The sequence below is a fragment of the Sulfurisphaera javensis genome (assembly GCF_041154675.1).
Taxonomy (GTDB): domain Archaea; phylum Thermoproteota; class Thermoprotei_A; order Sulfolobales; family Sulfolobaceae; genus Sulfurisphaera; species Sulfurisphaera javensis.
The window spans coordinates 2,051,275-2,069,791 of the sequence record NZ_AP031322.1 but is presented as its reverse complement, the minus strand read 5'-3'; the positions used below and the strand labels follow the sequence as shown (position 1 = coordinate 2,069,791).

Annotated in this window: 19 protein-coding genes and 1 tRNA gene; 9 read left to right on the top strand and 11 right to left on the bottom strand. The window is 32.0% G+C overall.

Features of this window, described 5'->3' with window-relative positions; genetic code table 11:
* Positions 1-2 precede the first annotated feature (2 nt).
* A complete protein-coding gene (locus ACAM25_RS11430) occupies positions 3-1,232 on the bottom strand; it encodes a C/D box methylation guide ribonucleoprotein complex aNOP56 subunit (RefSeq protein WP_369609845.1) in 1,230 nt (409 codons plus the stop codon).
* 62 nt (positions 1,233-1,294) lie between these two features.
* Between ACAM25_RS11430 and ACAM25_RS11425 the strand changes: the two genes are divergently transcribed.
* The 4 genes from ACAM25_RS11425 (at position 1,295) to ACAM25_RS11410 (ending at position 5,828) form a co-directional block, all read left to right on the top strand.
* Positions 1,295-1,462, top strand: a complete 168-nt coding sequence (locus ACAM25_RS11425; RefSeq protein WP_369609844.1) for a 30S ribosomal protein S30e — start codon at positions 1,295-1,297, stop codon at positions 1,460-1,462.
* Between the two features lie 33 nt (positions 1,463-1,495).
* Positions 1,496-2,839 carry a Glu-tRNA(Gln) amidotransferase subunit GatD gene (gene gatD / locus ACAM25_RS11420; RefSeq protein WP_369609843.1) on the top strand — a complete coding sequence of 448 codons (1,344 nt, stop codon included), beginning with the start codon at positions 1,496-1,498 and terminating at the stop codon, positions 2,837-2,839.
* Positions 2,817-4,703 (top strand): Glu-tRNA(Gln) amidotransferase subunit GatE, encoded by a 1,887-nt coding sequence (gene gatE, locus ACAM25_RS11415; RefSeq protein WP_369609842.1) that lies wholly within the window; start codon positions 2,817-2,819, stop codon positions 4,701-4,703. Before gatD ends, gatE begins: the two co-directional genes overlap by 23 nt.
* A 72-nt stretch (positions 4,704-4,775) precedes the next feature.
* Complete coding sequence (locus ACAM25_RS11410; protein ID WP_369609841.1) at positions 4,776-5,828, top strand: hypothetical protein; 1,053 nt, start codon at positions 4,776-4,778, stop codon at positions 5,826-5,828.
* Here ACAM25_RS11410 and ACAM25_RS11405 read toward each other — a convergent pair.
* The gene (locus ACAM25_RS11405; protein WP_369609840.1) at positions 5,796-6,188 is read right to left on the bottom strand and encodes a transcriptional regulator; all 393 of its coding nucleotides are present in this window, start codon (positions 6,186-6,188) and stop codon (positions 5,796-5,798) included. The two genes, ACAM25_RS11410 and ACAM25_RS11405, sit on opposite strands and share 33 nt — an antisense overlap.
* Before the next feature lie 47 nt (positions 6,189-6,235).
* Entirely contained in the window at positions 6,236-8,749 is a 2,514-nt protein-coding gene (locus tag ACAM25_RS11400) for an adenosylcobalamin-dependent ribonucleoside-diphosphate reductase (protein ID WP_369609839.1), read from the bottom strand.
* Positions 8,750-8,935: 186 nt separating this feature from the next.
* On the opposite strand from ACAM25_RS11400, the gene ACAM25_RS11395 reads away from it, so the two are divergent.
* A tRNA-Arg gene (locus ACAM25_RS11395) sits at positions 8,936-9,023 on the top strand.
* On the opposite strand, the gene ACAM25_RS11390 is transcribed toward ACAM25_RS11395, so the two are convergent.
* On the bottom strand, positions 9,024-10,895 hold the full coding sequence (locus ACAM25_RS11390; protein ID WP_369609838.1) for an arginine--tRNA ligase: 1,872 nt from the start codon (positions 10,893-10,895) through the stop codon (positions 9,024-9,026). It abuts the tRNA gene before it with no gap.
* A gap of 54 nt (positions 10,896-10,949) precedes the next feature.
* Here ACAM25_RS11390 and ACAM25_RS11385 point away from each other — a divergent pair, with 54 nt between their 5' ends.
* Positions 10,950-11,147 (top strand): hypothetical protein, encoded by a 198-nt coding sequence (locus tag ACAM25_RS11385; RefSeq protein WP_369609837.1) that lies wholly within the window; start codon positions 10,950-10,952, stop codon positions 11,145-11,147.
* The gene (locus tag ACAM25_RS11380) at positions 11,134-11,517 is read left to right on the top strand and encodes a hypothetical protein (RefSeq protein WP_369609836.1); all 384 of its coding nucleotides are present in this window, start codon (positions 11,134-11,136) and stop codon (positions 11,515-11,517) included. Before ACAM25_RS11385 ends, ACAM25_RS11380 begins: the two co-directional genes overlap by 14 nt.
* Here the strand turns inward: ACAM25_RS11380 and ACAM25_RS11375 are convergent.
* Positions 11,509-11,811: a hypothetical protein gene (locus tag ACAM25_RS11375; protein ID WP_369609835.1), complete on the bottom strand. Its 303-nt coding sequence runs from the start codon at positions 11,809-11,811 to the stop codon at positions 11,509-11,511. The two genes, ACAM25_RS11380 and ACAM25_RS11375, sit on opposite strands and share 9 nt — an antisense overlap.
* A gap of 124 nt (positions 11,812-11,935) precedes the next feature.
* Here ACAM25_RS11375 and ACAM25_RS11370 point away from each other — a divergent pair, with 124 nt between their 5' ends.
* The gene (locus ACAM25_RS11370) at positions 11,936-12,280 is read left to right on the top strand and encodes a hypothetical protein (RefSeq protein ID WP_369609834.1); all 345 of its coding nucleotides are present in this window, start codon (positions 11,936-11,938) and stop codon (positions 12,278-12,280) included.
* A gap of 7 nt (positions 12,281-12,287) precedes the next feature.
* On the opposite strand, the gene thsA is transcribed toward ACAM25_RS11370, so the two are convergent.
* A complete protein-coding gene (gene thsA, locus ACAM25_RS11365) occupies positions 12,288-13,970 on the bottom strand; it encodes a thermosome subunit alpha (RefSeq protein ID WP_369609833.1) in 1,683 nt (560 codons plus the stop codon).
* 111 nt (positions 13,971-14,081) lie between these two features.
* On the opposite strand from thsA, the gene ACAM25_RS11360 reads away from it, so the two are divergent.
* Positions 14,082-14,795 carry a hypothetical protein gene (locus ACAM25_RS11360; RefSeq protein WP_369609832.1) on the top strand — a complete coding sequence of 238 codons (714 nt, stop codon included), beginning with the start codon at positions 14,082-14,084 and terminating at the stop codon, positions 14,793-14,795.
* Here ACAM25_RS11360 and ACAM25_RS11355 read toward each other — a convergent pair.
* The 5 genes from ACAM25_RS11355 to ACAM25_RS11335 form a co-directional block, all read right to left on the bottom strand.
* On the bottom strand, positions 14,731-15,528 hold the full coding sequence (locus ACAM25_RS11355) for a hypothetical protein (protein ID WP_369609831.1): 798 nt from the start codon (positions 15,526-15,528) through the stop codon (positions 14,731-14,733). The genes ACAM25_RS11360 and ACAM25_RS11355 overlap by 65 nt on opposite strands.
* Positions 15,529-15,541: 13 nt before the next feature.
* Complete coding sequence (locus tag ACAM25_RS11350; protein WP_369609830.1) at positions 15,542-15,874, bottom strand: hypothetical protein; 333 nt, start codon at positions 15,872-15,874, stop codon at positions 15,542-15,544.
* Between the two features lie 154 nt (positions 15,875-16,028).
* Complete coding sequence (locus ACAM25_RS11345; protein ID WP_369609829.1) at positions 16,029-16,754, bottom strand: replication initiator protein WhiP; 726 nt, start codon at positions 16,752-16,754, stop codon at positions 16,029-16,031.
* 49 nt (positions 16,755-16,803) lie between these two features.
* The gene (locus tag ACAM25_RS11340; RefSeq protein WP_369609828.1) at positions 16,804-17,901 is read right to left on the bottom strand and encodes an ATP-NAD kinase family protein; all 1,098 of its coding nucleotides are present in this window, start codon (positions 17,899-17,901) and stop codon (positions 16,804-16,806) included.
* Positions 17,894-18,514 carry a DUF4443 domain-containing protein gene (locus ACAM25_RS11335; RefSeq protein ID WP_369609827.1) on the bottom strand — a complete coding sequence of 207 codons (621 nt, stop codon included), beginning with the start codon at positions 18,512-18,514 and terminating at the stop codon, positions 17,894-17,896. Before ACAM25_RS11335 ends, ACAM25_RS11340 begins: the two co-directional genes overlap by 8 nt.
* Positions 18,515-18,517 lie beyond the last annotated feature (3 nt).

The following is an 18,517-nucleotide window of genomic DNA, read 5'->3' as shown; positions in this document are numbered from 1 at the left end:
TGTCATCTCCTACCTCTTCTTTTTTCTTTTCCTCCTTTTTTACTTTTTCTCTCTTCTTCTTTTTTCTTTTGCTCTTGAGGTTTTCTAGGCGGAGGCTGAGCATATTTCGTCTTAATTTCTTCTATTCTCTTCTTTAATTCCTCATTAAGTCTATCCCCTATAAATCTACCACTGAATGCATCAATTCTAGCTGCAATAGCTAATTTTGCTGCTAATGCTCTAGCTATTTTACCTCTTTGCCATCTAGGTGAAGAGTGAATTGCCGGGTATTGAAATATAACACCATGTTTTGGTGGTCTTCCGCCCTTTCTTAAGGCTCTAAATAAAGCCTTCTCTGCTCCTAAAACTTGAATAGTACTTGCTGGCATCTTTGCTAAATCTTCTAGGCTACCTGCAATACTTAATAATCTTGCACCTAGAGTTGGACCTACTAATGCCGTAATATTTGGGGCGACTTCTTTCATTACTGATTCAACATAATCAGTAAGTTCTGATCTTATTTTATAAAGTTCTAATATAGTATCACTTAGCATTCTAATAGATCTTATATCTACATCTGTTATATCTGCTCCAATACTTTTCTTAGCAGCATCCAAAATTTTTGTACTTAGATCTTTGTTTACACTCATCTCTTCTAATCCTTCTTTAGTTATTTCATTCCTATACCCAAACTTAGATACTATAGTGGAATATAGCTCATGATCCTCTACTAACTTATTTAGTTCTGGAAAATGAATACTATACCATTCCCTTAATCTTTCTGAGAACAGATTTATCGTCTTGTCTATATCATCAATAGCCCTTATAGCTTGTATAGCTAATAGATCTCTTTTACTAGCTGCACTCCTTAATTTTCTTCTAGTATATTCAAAAGAAACATCATATAGAAAAGAATACAATTCGTTTTCTGAGGAGACAAATTTAGTTTCTACGGCAACTTTAGGCAAAGATTCTCTGAATACTTTGCTTCCTAAATTATGAATTTCATATGAAGCTTTCACACCTAATTGTTGTAAATAAGGAATTTCAGCTTCATTTTCTACTATAACTTCTTCTGTTTTTATTTTCTTTATTAATTCTACAGTAGTAGGTAATGGAATCCCTTTTTCGTTCTCGATTAATGCATCAACAACTTTCCCTAAATCTTTACTACTTAGCACAAAGTCTACAAGTTTTCCTTGCTCATCATATGCAAATGAACCTATCGCATGTTCAACGATATATACTTTCATCAGTATTCAAAACAACTATTAGCATTTAAGTTTAAATTTTTCCCCATCATATATAACATAATATGCCATCTCACGGTTCGCTCACAAAAGCTGGAAAAGTAAGAAATGCAACACCAAAAATGCCTAAAAAAGAGAAACATAAAGAAGTCCCAAGAGTTAGAAACAGAATTGAATATGAGAAAAGGGTTGTAAAAGCGCGTCAATCAAAACAAGCAGTTGCTGCTAGATAAACGTTTTTAATTAACATTATCTCTTTTATTTTAATGTTAGAGGGATATAAAGGAAAGGCATTAGAATTTTTGTCTTTTCACAATGCTGATTTAGGAGATATAATTGAAATTCAAAAAGATAATATAACAATAAAAGGAGTTTTAATGCCGAGTTACTCGAAAGATGACGATATAATAGTTATAAAGTTAGATAATGGATACAATGTAGGCATTTCTTTAAAAGGAATTAATAACTTTAGAATAATAGAAAAGAAAACTGTTCCTCCTACAACTAAAGCTGAAGAAAAGAAAAAAGAAGAAAAAAGTGAGGTAAAGATAATAAGTACAGGAGGCACTATAGTTAGCAAAATTGAATACGAAACTGGTGCAGTGAGACCAGCATTAACCACAGAAGAGATTATTAACTTTATGCCAGAAATTAAAGAAATTGCAAAAATAGATGCTGAAGTACTATTCTCAATTCTTAGTGAAAATATGAAGCCCGAATATTGGATTAAGATAGCTGAGAGTGCAAAAAAAGCATTAGATAATGGAAACTTAGGTGTTGTAATAGCACATGGAACTGACACAATGGCTTATACAGCCTCAGCCTTAGCTTTCTCTTTTAAATCATTAACTGGTCCTATTGTTCTTGTAGGTTCCCAAAGGAGTAGTGATAGACCTAGTAGCGATTCTCCTATAAATTTATACTCTGCAATTTTAGTTGCTAAAAATGCACCCTTTGCTGAAGTTACAGTTAATATGCATGGTGAAAGTTCTGATACTTATACTTTAGTGCATAGAGGTGTAAAAGTTAGAAAAATGCATACTAGTAGAAGAGATTCTTTTCAATCTATAAATGATATCCCTATAGCTAAAGTCTATTGGAAAGATAAGGAAATTAAACTTCTTAGAGATGATTATTTTACAAGAAGGGAAAAGAACGAACTAGACGCAAAATTTGACACCAGAGTTTTCTTATTAAAATATTACCCTGGTATGAGAGCAGATATAATAGATTATCTAATCGCTTCTGGTATTAGGGGAATAATAATTGAAGGAACTGGATTAGGACATACATCAACCGAACTCCTTGAAGCCTTTAGAAAGGCAAGCAAAGATGGCATATTTATAGGCATGACTTCCCAATGCTTATTTGGAAGAGTTAACATGAATGTATATACTACAGGAAGACAATTACAAGAAGTTGGCGTAACTCCATTAGAAGACATGCTACCAGAAACAGCAATCGTTAAGCTCATGTGGGTATTGGCTCATGAGTCAGATTTAGATAATATTAGAAAGTTAATGCTTACAAACTTAGCTGGAGAGATGAATTATAGACATATACCAGAATATTTTCCCAGGTGGTACCATGACAGAATTAGATTACAGTAAATTAGGATTAAAAGTAGGATTAGAAATACATCAACAATTAAATACTTCGCATAAACTCTTCTGCAACTGTCCAACAACGCTAAGTGAAGACTTTCATACTCAATTAGAAAGATATTTAAGGCCATCATTTAGCGAATTAGGAGAGGTTGATATAGCGGCTCTATTTGAATGGCAGAAAGGCAAAAAATATATTTATAGAGTCCCACCGAGTTCCTGCCTAGTTGAATGTGATGAAGAGCCTCCTCACATTATAGATGACGAGGCACTAGGCATAGCTGTAGCAGTATCTTTAGCATTACATTCTACACTAGTAGATGAAGTTTATGTTATGAGAAAAATAGTAATTGATGGATCAAATACATCAGGATTTCAAAGAACTGCAATAATAAGTTTAGGAGGATATATTGAAGTTGATAATCAGAAAATAGGAATTCAAACATTAGCCTTAGAGGAAGATGCTTCTAGGAAAATATCTGATACTGGAACTGAAGTTATTTACAATTTAGATAGACTTGGAATTCCCTTGATTGAAATTTCTACTGCTCCAGATATAAGAACACCAGAACAAGCTGAAAGAGTAGCATTTAAGATAGGGCAACTATTGAGATTAACTGGAAAAGTAAAAAGAGGTATAGGAACAATTAGGCAAGACCTTAACGTTTCAATTGAAGGAGGAGTAAAAACTGAAATAAAAGGGGTTCAAATGCTAGAACTTATTCCTGAGATTATAAAAAATGAGGCTAAAAGACAGTATGAATTATTAAGAATTAAAGAAGAATTAAAGAAAAGAAATCTAACTAAGGACAACATTAGGAACTCTTTCAAAGTAGAAGATTTAACAGAAGAATTAAAGGATAGCAATAGCAAAATTATAAAGAAGGAAGTAGAAAAAGGAGGAAGAATATATGGCTTAAAAGTAGTTGGATTTAAAGGAATCTTCGGATGGCAACTAATGCCTAATAGAAGATTTGGAACAGAAGTTGCTGACTATGTAAGATCTTTAGCAGGACTTGGAGGATTATTCCATTCGGATGAACTTCCTAATTATGGGATAACTAAAGAAGAAGTAGAAAAAGTGAAAAAAATACTAGAAATAAAGGAGAATGACGCATTTGTTCTAATTGTAGGCCCTAAGGAAAAATTAGATATAGCACAAAATACGATACTAGACAGAGTATTACAAGCATTTGATGGTGTACCTAAAGAAACAAGGGCCGCATTAGATGATGGTACCACAAAGTTTATGAGACCTCAGCCTGGATCGGCTAGAATGTATCCAGAAACTGATATACCTCCAAGAAGAATAGATGAAAGAATATTACAGTTAGCAAAACAATTTATGCCTGAACAACCAGAAGTGAAATTAAAGAAATTAATAGAGTTAGGATTAAGCAAAGATCTCGCAAATACGATATTAAATAGTATTAGACTTGATTTATTTGATGAACTAGTTAAAAAATACTCTCCTAAAGTTCCACCAACATTTATTGCATCTACACTGGAGGTTACACTAAAATACGTAAAAAGTAAAGGCGGTGATATTTCAGTAATAAGTGATGATGTAATAGAAGAGTTAATAAAGTATGTATATGAAGATAAAATAACTAAAGATGCTGTTCAAGAAATATTATTAGAATTGGCAACGTCTAAAAGGCCATTAGGTGACATAATTAAAAACTATATACCATTAAGTGACTCTGAAATAGAAAAGATAGTGATACAAACAATAGAAGAAAACAAAAAAGAAATTGAAGCTAGAAGGGATAAAGCATTTAATATAGTAATGAGTAAAGTAATGAGTAAAGTTAGAGGAAGAGCAGATAGCAGAAAAGTTATTGAAATAATAAAGGAACATTTAGGATGAAGAATTACCCCCGAGACTGAGTGATGAAGAAAAGGCATTTGGCGGATCTAAAAATGATGAGCTTGACCGCTTATGAAACTAGATGATTTATTAAAGGTAGCCGCTGATTTTCCTCTTCCAGAAATAAAGAAAATATATGTAGATGACGATATTTTTTACTTAGAGCAGTCACCACAACTTCTTTCATTATTAAACCCAGATCAAATATTTTGGAAATATAACTCAATTATTATTGGCCCAGATGGAACACAAATTGAAACAATAGGAAAAGAAAATACCAGTAAATACTTTTACCTATCCCCAATTAACGAATTACAAATAGGTTGGGACTTAAAAGTAAATACTAATGAGCTAGTTAAGCTAATTTATGATATATTACCATGTAAAGAAGGAGAAAGTTACTTTAATCCTTCATTTTGGAATAGAGAAGATATATTTGACGGTAAAAAGATATTTATGGAGAGTGGAGAGATAAATGAAAAACTGAGAGAGAAAGAGCATACACTTTCTTTTTATGAAAACAATCTTACACTAGATACAGGTTACATAAATCCATTCTACGTCTATCTTAACCCATTTATTATAAATCAAAGTAAAGAATTGCATGGGAAATCAGAATTTTTCAGCGTTTCTCTGAAGGAAACGTTTAATATAGTTGGGGAAAATAAGCTTAAATTAATTAATGATAAAGGACTCTTAAAAGTAGAAACTTTAGGAAGAATTGTAGTAGTAAAATCTAAAACGTGGAAAGAAGCTAAACCATATGAAGTTACTTGGAATCTAAAAAATAAAGTATTGAAGATTGACTGTAAACTTCCATTTCCTATATCATTATATAAAGCATATCCTAGTGGCATAATACCGTTTTTTATAAAATATGATAATAATCAGTTAATTTTAGGCTTAGTAAACCTTAATGACTTTCCAGCAATAGCTAATCTATTATTATCAGCTAGAATAGAAGATGCATACATTTTATCACCCCAAGGAAAAGAAATTGAAAAACTTAATCCAGAATTTGACAGAATAAAAATTCCTATGAGAAAATTCGGTATAATTTATGTTAAATTGAAAATAAAAAGATTATTAGAATCATTCCTTAAGCGAAAAATTATAAGTAGTTAAAGCACTCTCTACAATACAATGGGATAACCTATATCCGTTTTTATTAAGTACTTTCTTTCCTTCAGCACATAGTATACAATAATATGAAGATAAAGAAACAGAATCCTTTTGCTTGATCACTTTTTCACTGAAATCCTCTAGGTAATCCATGAATTCTTTATCTCTCTTTAATAACTCTTTAACTGCAGTTCCTCTTCTTTTCTTTAAATAATTTTCGACTGCAGCCGGAGTTAAACCCATAAGATCAGCGGCTTTATATATTGAAAGATTCTTCTCTTCTACTAATTTCTCTGCGATAAGAGCTCTAATAGCTGGTAAAATTTCCTTTACTGAATACTCGCATGGTAGGGTTAGTTGCATAATAAACACACTACAATAGAAGTATCGGAAAATAAAAATAAAAATCTTTATAACTCACAAGTCTTGCATCCACCAGCATATGTTTCGCTTACTTCAACAAACTTTTGTTGCATTCTGAAACTTGATGGTATTAATTGTTGGATCTTTTTCTCTTCTTGTTTCTTTACTTCTTCTCTTTCCTTCTTTATTCCGAAGTAGATTACTTGTTGTGATTTTGATTTATCCCTATACACAGTTACTCCTTTGATTCCAAGTTTCCAAGCTAGTAAATACACTTTTTCAACAGTTTCTGGCGGTTCTTCTGATTTTAAGTTTATAGTCTTTGATGTGCCAGAATCGTTCCACTGTTGCCATACTGCTTGATGTAATAAATGATATTCTGGTGGTACTTCATGTGCTGTTCTGAATATTTTTCTCATTGTTTTTGGCATGAATAGATTATCACCAATCATACCAGTCTCAGCTACCTTCTTAACAACCTCTGGATTATCTAATTCGTACTTTCTCAGATATTCAAGGAAGAGCGGATCAATTTCCATGAATTTTCCAACTGCAACATTTCTTATGAAAGCTAATGCGAATAATGGTTCAATAGAAGAGGACGTACCAGCAATTATTGATATTGTACCAGTTGGGGCAACTGAAACTACAGTAGCGTTTCTTAAACCATACTTAATCCTATCCTCCTTTAACTTATCAAAATCCAATTTGTCTACGATAAACGTTAGTCTCTTTATATATTCACTGGGCTTATCTTTAATACCTACAATTTCAAGGATTTCATCAAATGATTTTGCACTCTCCCAAATATCTCTATACAACTTAGAGTCATAAGCAGGGAATGAGCCTTTCTCTTTTGCAATCTCAATAGACTCTTTGAAAGCTTGATAATAAATGAACTTAGCCAATTGATAAGATAAATATACAGCATCAACTGAGTCATAAGGTATACCTAGCTTTATTAACATTCTAGCCAAACCCATTACACCAAGACCAACCTTCCTAGTCCTCTTAGTAGCTTCTTCAATTTGCTTTAATGGATAGCGATTAGCATCAATAACATTATCTAAAAGTCTAACAGCATACTTAATAGTCTCAGCTAAACCATCCCAATCAATTGTAGGCTTGCCGTCCCTCTCGATTACAAACTTTTCTAAGTTGATCGAACCTAAGTTGCAAGATTCCCAGGGTAATAATGGTTCTTCACCACATGGGTTAGTAGCATTTATTTTTCCAAGGTACCAAGTTGGATGCCTCCTATTTATTGTATCTATGAAAAGAAGTCCAGGATCACCACTGTCCCATGCACCTTTAACAATTTCTTCGAAGAGTTGTCTAGCATTAACCCATTGAGTTATTGCTCCCTCTTTTTCAGCAATTACTAATGCTTCATCTACAGTTATTATCTTACTCTCATCAAGATAAACCGCACCGCCCTTCTCTTCAAGTTCTGAAAGGATAACTTCTTGTATCCAATCTTCCGTAATGTAACCCCTTGCCTTAGCAATATAGTACTCCCACTCCTTGCCTGGTATTTTAGTCTTCCTAGGATTAACTAACGGCACAACATCACTCCTCTCAACAGCATTCATAAAGTAATCATAAACACCAACAGAAATGTTGAAATTCTGTAATTGAGTATCTTTTAATTGTCCAGTCTTAGCTTTAATGAAGTCATCAATGTCTGGATGCCAAACATGCATAACACCCATATTAGCCCCTCTTCTTTTACCACCTTGCTTTACCACGTCTGTAGAAACATCAAATATTCTCATGAAAGATACTGGACCAGAGGCAACACCAGCAGTTGATGCAACAATATCACCCTTTGGTCTTAATTCAGAAAAATCAAAACCAGTACCACCACCTTGTTGGTGAACAACAGCCATAGCTCTTAAAGCATCATAAATACCTTCACCATTTGATGTAATCATTGAATCTCTGACTGGGATAACAAAACAAGCTGAAAGAATACCGAGACGTGTCCCGCTATTCATTAAAGTTGGTGTGTTTGGTAAGAACTTTAACTCACTCATTATCTCATAAAACTTCTCTTCAAGTTGCTTTGCATCATTATCAGATTTACCGTAACTCTTTTCTACAGATGCTAAGAACTTAGCTACCCTTCTGAACATCATTTGTGGAGTTTCTATGTATCTAAGTGTGTTAGGATCTTTTAGCAAATACCTAGCCTCAAGAACCTTTAATGCATTATATGTAAGGAGTAAATCCCTTTTGTCAAACTCCTTCCACTTACCCTTACCATAAACGTGGTTATAAATCCTAGCTAAAACGTACTTTTTAGCTAATTCCATTAATTCTGGATGATCAAGTGAATGTTCAATTAGGTTCCTTTCAACTATGTCAGCAATTGTCCTTGTATCGATAGCATTATCTTTTGCATTTTGCGAAATGTCGTTCAATATTCCATCAAAAACTTCCTCCGGCACAAGACCTAGTTTAGAAATTATTTTTTCTGCTCTAAATTCCTCTACTTTGTTACCCCTTTTGATAACCTTAAGCTTCGAAAGGGAAAGAATGTTAATATCAGCTTTTTGCATTTCCTATCATTTAATATTAGTCAAATTGATATATTAGGTTTATAAGTAAACAGCATGGTATTACCAGAAAGAGAAGGGAAATTTCTAATACCCATTAGACATGTAACTAACATATTTCATTTTCTTCTATTCATAAATATCTTGGAACGGGAAATTTAATAGTAGATTTAGATTATTAGATATTGAGGACCCGTAGCTCAGCCAGGATAGAGCGCCGGCCTGCGGTTATTATGCAGTGAGCCGGCGGTCCCGGGTTCAAGTCCCGGCGGGTCCGCTACATTCTCTTCAGAGGCTTTATACCAACTAAATTAAGACCATTATAAAGGACTCTTTCTACTCCTTTTACTATAAATAATCTTGTCATCCTTTTGCCTTCATCTGGCTCTTGCAAGACTCTTTCAAAGTTATACCATCTGTTAAATACGTCAGCAACATTTCTTAAGAAGCCTAAAAGATCCTCTGGTCTTAATTCATCTATAGCTTTTGTAGCTATTTCTGGGAATTTAGCAATAAGAAGTAAAAGCTTTCTTTTATCATCTACTAGATCGTTAAGATTTGCTTTATTAAGTTGAAGATTTTCAGTATTTTTATTTAATATATTGTAAGCTCTTGCGTAAGTATACTGTAAGTAAGGACCACTATTTTGATCAAAATCAACAATGTTTTTTATGTTAAATGATACTGGTTTATTTGCAGATACTAACAAAATTGCATATCTTATTGCTGAGTTTACTATATCAAATAAGTTTGTGACATCTCCTCCTTTTTCTTTTATTTTACTTTCAGCAACTTCTTTTAATTCATTTATTATTTCATCTAACGAGATAAATCTTCCTAGTCTTCCGCTCATTCTCATTCCTTGTAAGTTTACCATTCCATAAGAATAGTGTATAAGATTTTCAGCAATATCTTTAAATCCTAAAAGATACAAAGTGGCTCTTAATTGCATTTGAGGAACTGCTTGCTGTTCAGCTATCACATTTATTACTTTATCTGCAGAAAAAACTTCAAATTTAAACAGAGAATATGCGATATCTCTTGTAGTATAAAGAGTTGTACCATCAGATCTAACTAAAACTAAAGGTGGAAGTTCAAGTCCTAACGGAATATTTAATCTTTTACGTATTTCAGGATCTATCTCAAGAAATATAGCAGTTGTACCTTTGTACTCTTTTGTTAAACCAGAAGAGATAGCTAATTTAACTACTTCATCAACCTTCTTATTCCACAACAACTCGCTTTCATAATCAAAGTTATCAAACGTAATACCAAGGACTTCAAGACTTTCCTTGAAACCTTCTAATGTCCAGCTCACTAACTTTCTTATAGTATTTACTATCTTTTCATCACTATGACTTTCATATTTTCGTATAATTTCTTGAATTTTCATCTCTATATCCTCAATCTTACTGATTTCATCAGCTAATTTATCGAATATCTCAGGATATCTCTCTCTATGTTTTCCGGCTAAAGAAACCAATTCATCTAATTTAGATATTTTCTCTCTATATTCTTCTTCTTTTGAATTACTTAGTTCTTTCTTTAATTGATTTATCTCTATCAAGATATTTGTAATTGCATAAATTACTCCAATCCATTGATCTATTTTTTCATCTTTAGGAGGGCTTGGTTCCCCTAGCAAAAGATAACCTAAAGCCAGTATTGCAACTTGTCTTCCAGCATCATTTACATAAAATCTTGTGTTAACTTGATGACCGCGAGCTTTAAGCATTCTAGCAATAGTGTCACCTAATATTGCATTTCTTAAGTGACCAACATGTAGCGGATGAATAGGATTAGCGCTAGTATGTTCAACGACTATTCTTTGTGGTTTATCTATTTTTTCTATTCCATAATCCTCTGAAAGATTAGAAAAAATAAGCTTAAATAATTCTCCTTCATTTATAATCCCATTTATATATATACCTACTTTTCTAATTTCTTTAATTAATTTACCAGAGAAAGAAAAGTTAGAAACATTTAACAAGCTTTTATCTTTTATTACAGTTGGTAAAGGTAATGATATATCTCCCATTTGTTCTTTTGGAGGATACTCAAAGTTTTCATATAATTTATCTTGGCTAACACCAAGTGCATCAGATAAAATCTTAGCAAACTCTAGCTTTACTTCTTTTATAGGATTCACAACAGAGCATAAGCCACTATCTTTATATCTTTTTCCACTCTGAAGTGTTAAACTATGAAAAGAGCAGAAGTCTTAATAGTAGAAGATTTAAGGGGAGAAAAGAAGATAAGTGAAAAAAATCTAACAGAAATATTAGAAAAAATAAATGACGTAGATCAAATAGTAGTAAATAAGATAACATTACCCACAGAAAGTGGGGATGATGATCTTCTTGGCGTACATGTAATAGTGAGAGAAATTGCAGAAACGTAGTGTATGTCCATACTATAAGGGTGGATTTTGTACATCACCTCTATTAGATAATCCTTCGGATACTGTAACAAGCCCTAATAGATGCTTTAAAGATTATAGAATTTGTAGATTTTATAAAGATGAAGAAGAAAAGAAGGATGGATTAGAAGTGTTTATTTCAGGAGAAGATACAGAAGAAGAAGTAAATTTCTATCCTAAAATAAATATTTTAGAAAAAATATTGGATAGTGAGTGTAGTTATTTCCAAATCATAAAGACTGAAAAAGGACTAGTTGCCTATTGTAAAGTCCTTAGGAGAATACTTACAGAAAGACAAGCAAACTTATGTTCAACGCAATGGAAAACGTGCCCATTCAAAAACTTAACCTAACTTTGCATATCTTCCATCGTCTAACATAGTAACCATGTTTTTCTCAGCTAAATCTGATAATGCTTTTCTAATTTTGTCTTCGCTAGCTATCCCAGATAAATAAGAATGTAATTCTTTAAGATTCATAGGTTTTTCACTTAACAAATCTAAAAGAATTTGCTTTAGTTCTTCTTCATTAGGTGCAGTCATTACGACTACTTCTTTGTCAGAATACAACACCTTAAGCTTACTTTCAATTTTATTGGAAGACTCTTCTTTTTCACCAGATCTCTTCTTCTTCTTTGACGAGGCCATTATTTAACCCTCAATACCTAACATTATATCAAGTTTTAATCCTTATAAGTATTGATGAAATGTAAAACTTAAAAATTACAGCTTTTATATGCCAATTTATATTAATATATTTTAGGCGAAGTAATTGAGTGAACCAGACTTCTTAAGACATATCGTTAGCAAGGTTTTAACTCCAGTAAGTTTAGACATGAGACGTTTAGATGAAGCGCAAAAACTTTTAGCAAAAGCTGAATCAAAATATGGATTTTCCTCCTATGGAGGAGACCCTGAAAAATTAGCAGATTTTTTATTAAGCCCAGATTTTACAAATTTAATTTTTATAATTGGCGTAGATTTAACTAAAAAATTACTTATAACAGTCTATGATAATTACTCAAGCCAGAAAATTAAAGATGCAGCAAAAAAAATCCTTGATGAACTTGAAGGTTATGGATCAGAAGAAACAAATCAGCTAATGATGTATAAATAAAAAATTATTACTCTAATGATGGAGAGGAGGAAGAAGAGCCTTCTTCTCCTCCTTCTTTCTTCTCTTCGCCCTTCTTCTCTCCACTCTTTAATGGAGCAGCAGCAATTAAATCGTCAATCTTTAATATTGCAGTTGCTGCTTCTACTGCACTCTTTAATACTTGTGACTTTACTCTTACTGGCTCAAGTACATTAATGGCTAACATATCATCAGCAATCTTTCCATTCATAACATCAACTCCAGAGTTAACTAATCCTTTAGCATGTTTAGCCCTTAAGTCCATTAATGTTTGTATAGGCTCCATACCAGCAGTTTCAGCTAATATCATTGGAATTTCTTCTAATGCCTCAGCGAATTTCTCAATAGCTAACTGCTCTTTACCTCCTACAGATCTTGCATATTCTCTTAATCTTAAAGCTAATTCAGTTTCTACTGCACCACCGCCAGCCACAATCATTGGCTTCATTAATACGTTCCTTAATGAATGTAAGGCATCATTTATGCTCCTTTCAGCCTCATCTAATGCCATATCGTTAGAGCCTCTTAATAAGATGTTCACTGCCTTTGGATTCTTTGCTCCTTCAATGAATACCATCTTATCATTTCCAACTCTTCTTTCCTCTACTAACTCAGCGTATCCTAGGTCTTCTGGAGTTGCATCTTTTATGCTACTTATAATTCTAGCACCAAGTGCTTTCTCTAGTTTTTCAATATCACTTCTCTTAACTCTTCTTACTGCAAGTATCCCTTTCTTTGCTAAGAAATGTTGAGCTACATCATCAATACCTTTCTGGCATATTACAACATTTGCGCCAATTGAAGCTAATTTATCTACCATATCTTTTAAATACTTTGCCTCCTCATCTAAGAAAGCTTTAATCTGTTCTGGGCTCGTGATACTAATCTTTGCTGATATTTCAGGCTTTTCTACCTCTAAAGCAGCATCTAATACTGCAATCTTAGCTTTCTCAACTCTCCTTGGCATTCCAGGGTGAACAACTTCTTTGTCTAATACTAAACCGTGAACTAGCATACTGTCCTCAATGCTTCCTCCTTTCTTTTTATCAATCTTTATTAAATCAAGTGGTACGTTGTAACCTCCTCCAGGCAAAGGTTCAGCAACAATAGATACTGCATCAATTACCATGTTCATTATTTTATCCATTTCTTCTCCTCCAGCAATGAACTTACTCGACATCGTAGTATAAACAATCTTCTTTAATTGATCCCTTGTAGCAGGAGAGTTTAAGTTTGAAACATCAATTTTAGTTGCTAATTGATCGATTATTTCTAAAGCCTTATTAAGCGCTTTCTTATAACCTTCAATTATAATTGTTGGATGAATATTTTGATCAAGTAAATCATCCGCTTTATCTAATAAAAGTCCTGCAAGGACTACAGCAGACGTTGTTCCGTCACCAACTTCAGCGTCTTGCGCTTTAGCAGCTTCAACTAAAAGTTTAGCTGCTGGATGTTGAATTTCCATTTCCTTAACTATTGTTGCACCATCATTTGTTATGGTTACATCTCCAAAGCTGTCGATTAACATTTTATCTAATCCTCTAGGTCCTAAACTGCTCTTTAACATTTCAGATAGAGTTACTGCAGCTAAAATATTGTTCTTTAAAGCATCTCTACCAGAAGATCTTTGAGTACCTTCCTTTAATAACAAGACTGGGGCGTTTGCCATATTTAAACACCGTATCTGGTTTTGCATTAGAATCGCTTATATATAAATTTTTCTATTATGATTTCTTGTGATCAATTTAAGAGGATAAAAAACAATATCTAAGGATTAAATATGGAAATCTGTCAACGATGCAATAAAAGAGAAGCAATAACAGTAATTGGTGGCAGAAAATTATGCGAATATTGTGCAAGAGATGAAATTATCAAAAGAGTAAGAAGAGAAATCTATGACTCAAAACAGTTTAGTTATAATGATAAAGTGGCTATAATCATAGAAGAAGAATTCGGTCCTCTATCCGCCTTATTAAAGTTTATTATAGATAAAGCATGTTATAAATGTAAGCTAATAATTGATGAAGTAAAAGTAAACGTACAGAAAGATAATATAAATGATATTATCTGGAATATGATAATTGAAGCTGAAAAGCTTCAACATAAAATAAAAGTCTTACCTTTTACATCTGATTTCTTGTTATCATATTTAATTTATTCTATTTCATCACAAGATTCTAATTATTTAAGTTTTGCTAAAGTTATGACTATATTTAACAATAATATATTCTTTATACCATTATATTCTACCTCTATTAATGAGCTTAAAGGATTCGCAGAGATAAAGCTCAGATGGAGAGATGAAATGTTTAATAAAATATATGAATGGACATTATCTTATTTACAAGAGAATTATGAGCTTTTCCACACATTTCATTCTTCAATTAAGTTATTTCAAGGGAAAACATGTAAGTTATGTAACGCTTTTATTAATGAGGGGGAGTATTGCCAACGTTGTAATAAGATTTTAGCTTCTCTTTCTCGTCCTTATTAAGAACTATTTCAAAAACTAATGGATCATTTTTAGGCATTTTACTGGGGGGTGAAACACCACTCCAACTATAATAGAAATAACCAGATGATATAATTTCTTTAAATCCTTCTGGATCTACTTTGCTATAATCAATTAATAAATCTATAACATGAATTTCTTCTTTAAGTTGTTTCATAGAAATAATATATTTACAAATATAACAAGAAAGATCAGGCATTATAGCGTTAAATTTACATCTAGGACATTCTATTGGTGAATTTATACCATAAGTAGCCCATGTAGATCTTAGAAAATCGATTAGATCTTGTCTGTTTCTTTTAACTAACTCTTCATATAGCCTAGGACCCAGGTCCTTAATAGCTGATTTTATATTATAGACTACAAATTCTAATTGTTCATCAGTCATTTTATCTAGGTCTTTAATTCTGAGAAGTTTTAATGCAAGAAACTCCATTAACGAATCTCTATTAGCTTGTAATCTATTTATTATAGTCCTTGCCTTCGGTTTAGTTTTTACTTCACCTACAGCAGCAGCAAAAGGTTCCTTTATTAACTCTTTAAATTCTTCTCTCTCTAGATTTAAATATGCTAATCCTAAAGAATTTATTACCTCATCCAAATATTCATCTATTATAACGTTTGGATCAACATATTTCTCTTTGGAAGATAACTTCTTTTTCGGTTTCTTATCTGCAGATTGTTGAGATTCTTCAGTCTTCTTTTTTCTAGGCACTTATCTGATCCCATTAAATCATCTGTGCTAAATCTAAAAAGTCCATCGGAAGCATCTTTTTCTTTTGAATAATCTCGTTATATTTTTGATCTAAATAATTAATAAATATTGGACAATTTTCATATCTCCCTTCTCTTGTGCACTTATCTCCTAGTGTTAAAAAGCACTTAGTTGATTTCTTATCAAAATAAGGGCATAATTTATAATAAGTTTTGGCACTTTTTATCATCCTTTCAATCCATTGTTTTTTATGATCTTTTTTTTCTGCTTCTTTTTCAGCCTTTGCTAATACCTTATTCATCTCATCTTCTGAGATTCTGGAAGACTTGGTAGACTCAGACAACATTAACACCTAGTTTAAACTTAATACAAAATACTAATATATATTACTACTACTACTTCCTATCTTATTCTCATAAAAATAAAATCAAAGGTTTGTATAATGACATAATATGAAACCTAAATATCAAATGATAATAGATTTAAATGTAGTAGTAGAATTAACAATTAGATATTTTGTCCTTAAACTGCTGAGTAAACCCTATCCTAAGTCCTAATTTAGGATCATGATATAAATACAAAATACGTTTTGTCTGTAATTTTCGAAGAACCTTAAATAACCAACCTGTATCTGCGTTAAATTCTTCTTGAATTTGATCGATATAAACATAAGTAGAGCCCCATTGCTTATACTTGTTTAGCAAGAAGGAGAGTAGTTCCTTTTCTTCATCGTCTAATTTTTCTAGTATGTCTGCGATACAGTCCGTTAAATTCGACTTTTGTTGTTTATTGACCTTAGAATTGGTTAAGTCAACAATAAACGACAAAAATTCTTTTCCATCTTTGTCTTGTTTTGTCTGTTTTTTGTTGTTTATTGTTTGGTTAACATTTTCATTAAGTATTTGTTTTGCAAAAGCTAAATACTCAACAAACTTAGAATTATTTTTCTCTTCTATGATCTCCTTGGCTAGATCTTCTCCTTGAGCAGATAGATGCCATCTCCCTGCTTCCTGATATACTAACCCTTTCTTCCTCCAATAACTTAAATAACTGCTAACATACTTAGTCTCTAATCCTAAGTTAATAGCAATCTCTGAAGTTCTTAATGGTCTAGCTAAGAGAAGAACAAGAATAGCTTCCATTAGCTTCGATCTAGGCCCGGTTTTTAGTTGTTTTATTTCCTCATTCAGTTCTTCAATATTTATGTCAGCATCCTCTCTTTTCATCAGATTATATATGAAGAACTAGATTATAATATGGTTGGTCAGTTATTTCTTAGGTATTATCATTATCTACCACACTGGTATTATCACAGGTTTTTATCGCGACATATTCTCCATAACCAACTATAACTTTATATACTCCTTGTAATTTTTTATCTAATTCTGAATCACCAGTATCAATTCTTAAGCAATCTATTGTTTTTAATTTTGATTTAGTAGAAATTATAATTATTTTATCTTTTTTAATTTTTCTGATAACCTCAGGCCCTATTTCTTGATTTCCTCTTCCTAATAAAAATCCTTGTTTTCCTATGGGGGTTAAAACTAAATTTAACTCCCCAGTCAAATTGAGTAAATCATAATAATTAGCAGAACTAATAAGTAGTTTTCTTCCATAAGTTACATCAATAGATAAGAAATTGGTCTCATAACCTAGTTTCTTAAGTATATATTTTACAGTACTTCCGCTTCCGAAAACATAGTATTCATTATCTTTTAATATAGTGTCTATGAAATAATCAGCAATTGCATCTAGTTCCTCTTCATTGCTTTTTATCTCTTCTTTGCTAGGAGTTAAATAATTTAAATAAGAGACAGTTTTTGCTATCCCGTATAACTTTACATTATACCTTCCTTTTCTATATTCATCTTCATCTATATCTAAGATTTCTGCATCTATTATAGAGGCTTCATTGTTAATGTATTTCAACAGAAGAATAGCTGCAGCCTCTGGGGTATTAGCGAATACTCCACTATGCATTTTTACACCAGTTGGTATTCCTAAGAGAGGAATCTTGTTTCCAACTACTGAGTAAATATCTCTTGCTGTCCCATCTCCACCAGCAAATACTATAATGTCGCAGTTTAGCTCAAGAAAAGTCTTTGATGCAATAATTGTGTCCTCTCTTGTAGTTCTCTCTATGTTTTTAACATCAATTAGCTTGACATTGAAGCTATTATCAAAATAAATTTCTCCCATTATTCCTTTAGGAGTTATGTATTTTATATTATCCTTAGGGGCTAATTTTAGAAATCTGGCTACCTTTTGTGGAGTATCAGGATTATTAATTGCTAAATCATCACTTCCTTTATGTCCTATTTTTCCTCCACTACCAGCAACCGGATTAACTAAAAAACCTATTTTATGCACTTGTGAGAATTGTAAGAATTATTTTATAAGTTAAGTGTAAATCCTGAGGTTCAAAAATAATAATAAGGTCGTTTATCTCAGCATCTTTAATTTTATTCTGTAATTCTTCCTTTAATTTCTTAATTTCTTCACTTTCATCAAAAGTTTTTGGTGGTAATTCTAATCGTCCATCTTCACTAATTACAGCTATTATGGTTCTTGTTGCTCCTTGTTTTATTATTAAATCTCTTAAATTTAATAAGCCTATACGTTCTAAAAATAGTCTACCATTCTTAATTTTCACTATCATACTGTTCCAATTAATACTAGAAATTTTAACATTTTCTATAATATTTGCTTTGTTTCTAATACTACTAAGTATCTTCTCTCCTATATCTGACAAAAATATGCCAGCTACTTTATCTACTTTAATGAGATTTAATTCTTTTAATCTTTTTATCATAGTTCTAGTAGATGCTTCACTTAATCCTAGTTTTTTCATTAATAAATGTCTTCCAATAGGCTGTTCTTTTTCAATAATGCTTAAAGCTAAAAGTACATGAGCCTCATCAAAGTTAGGCTTATTACCTTTTTTAGGAATTGTAACTTTTGAAAGTGTTAATAGTTCTTCCACATT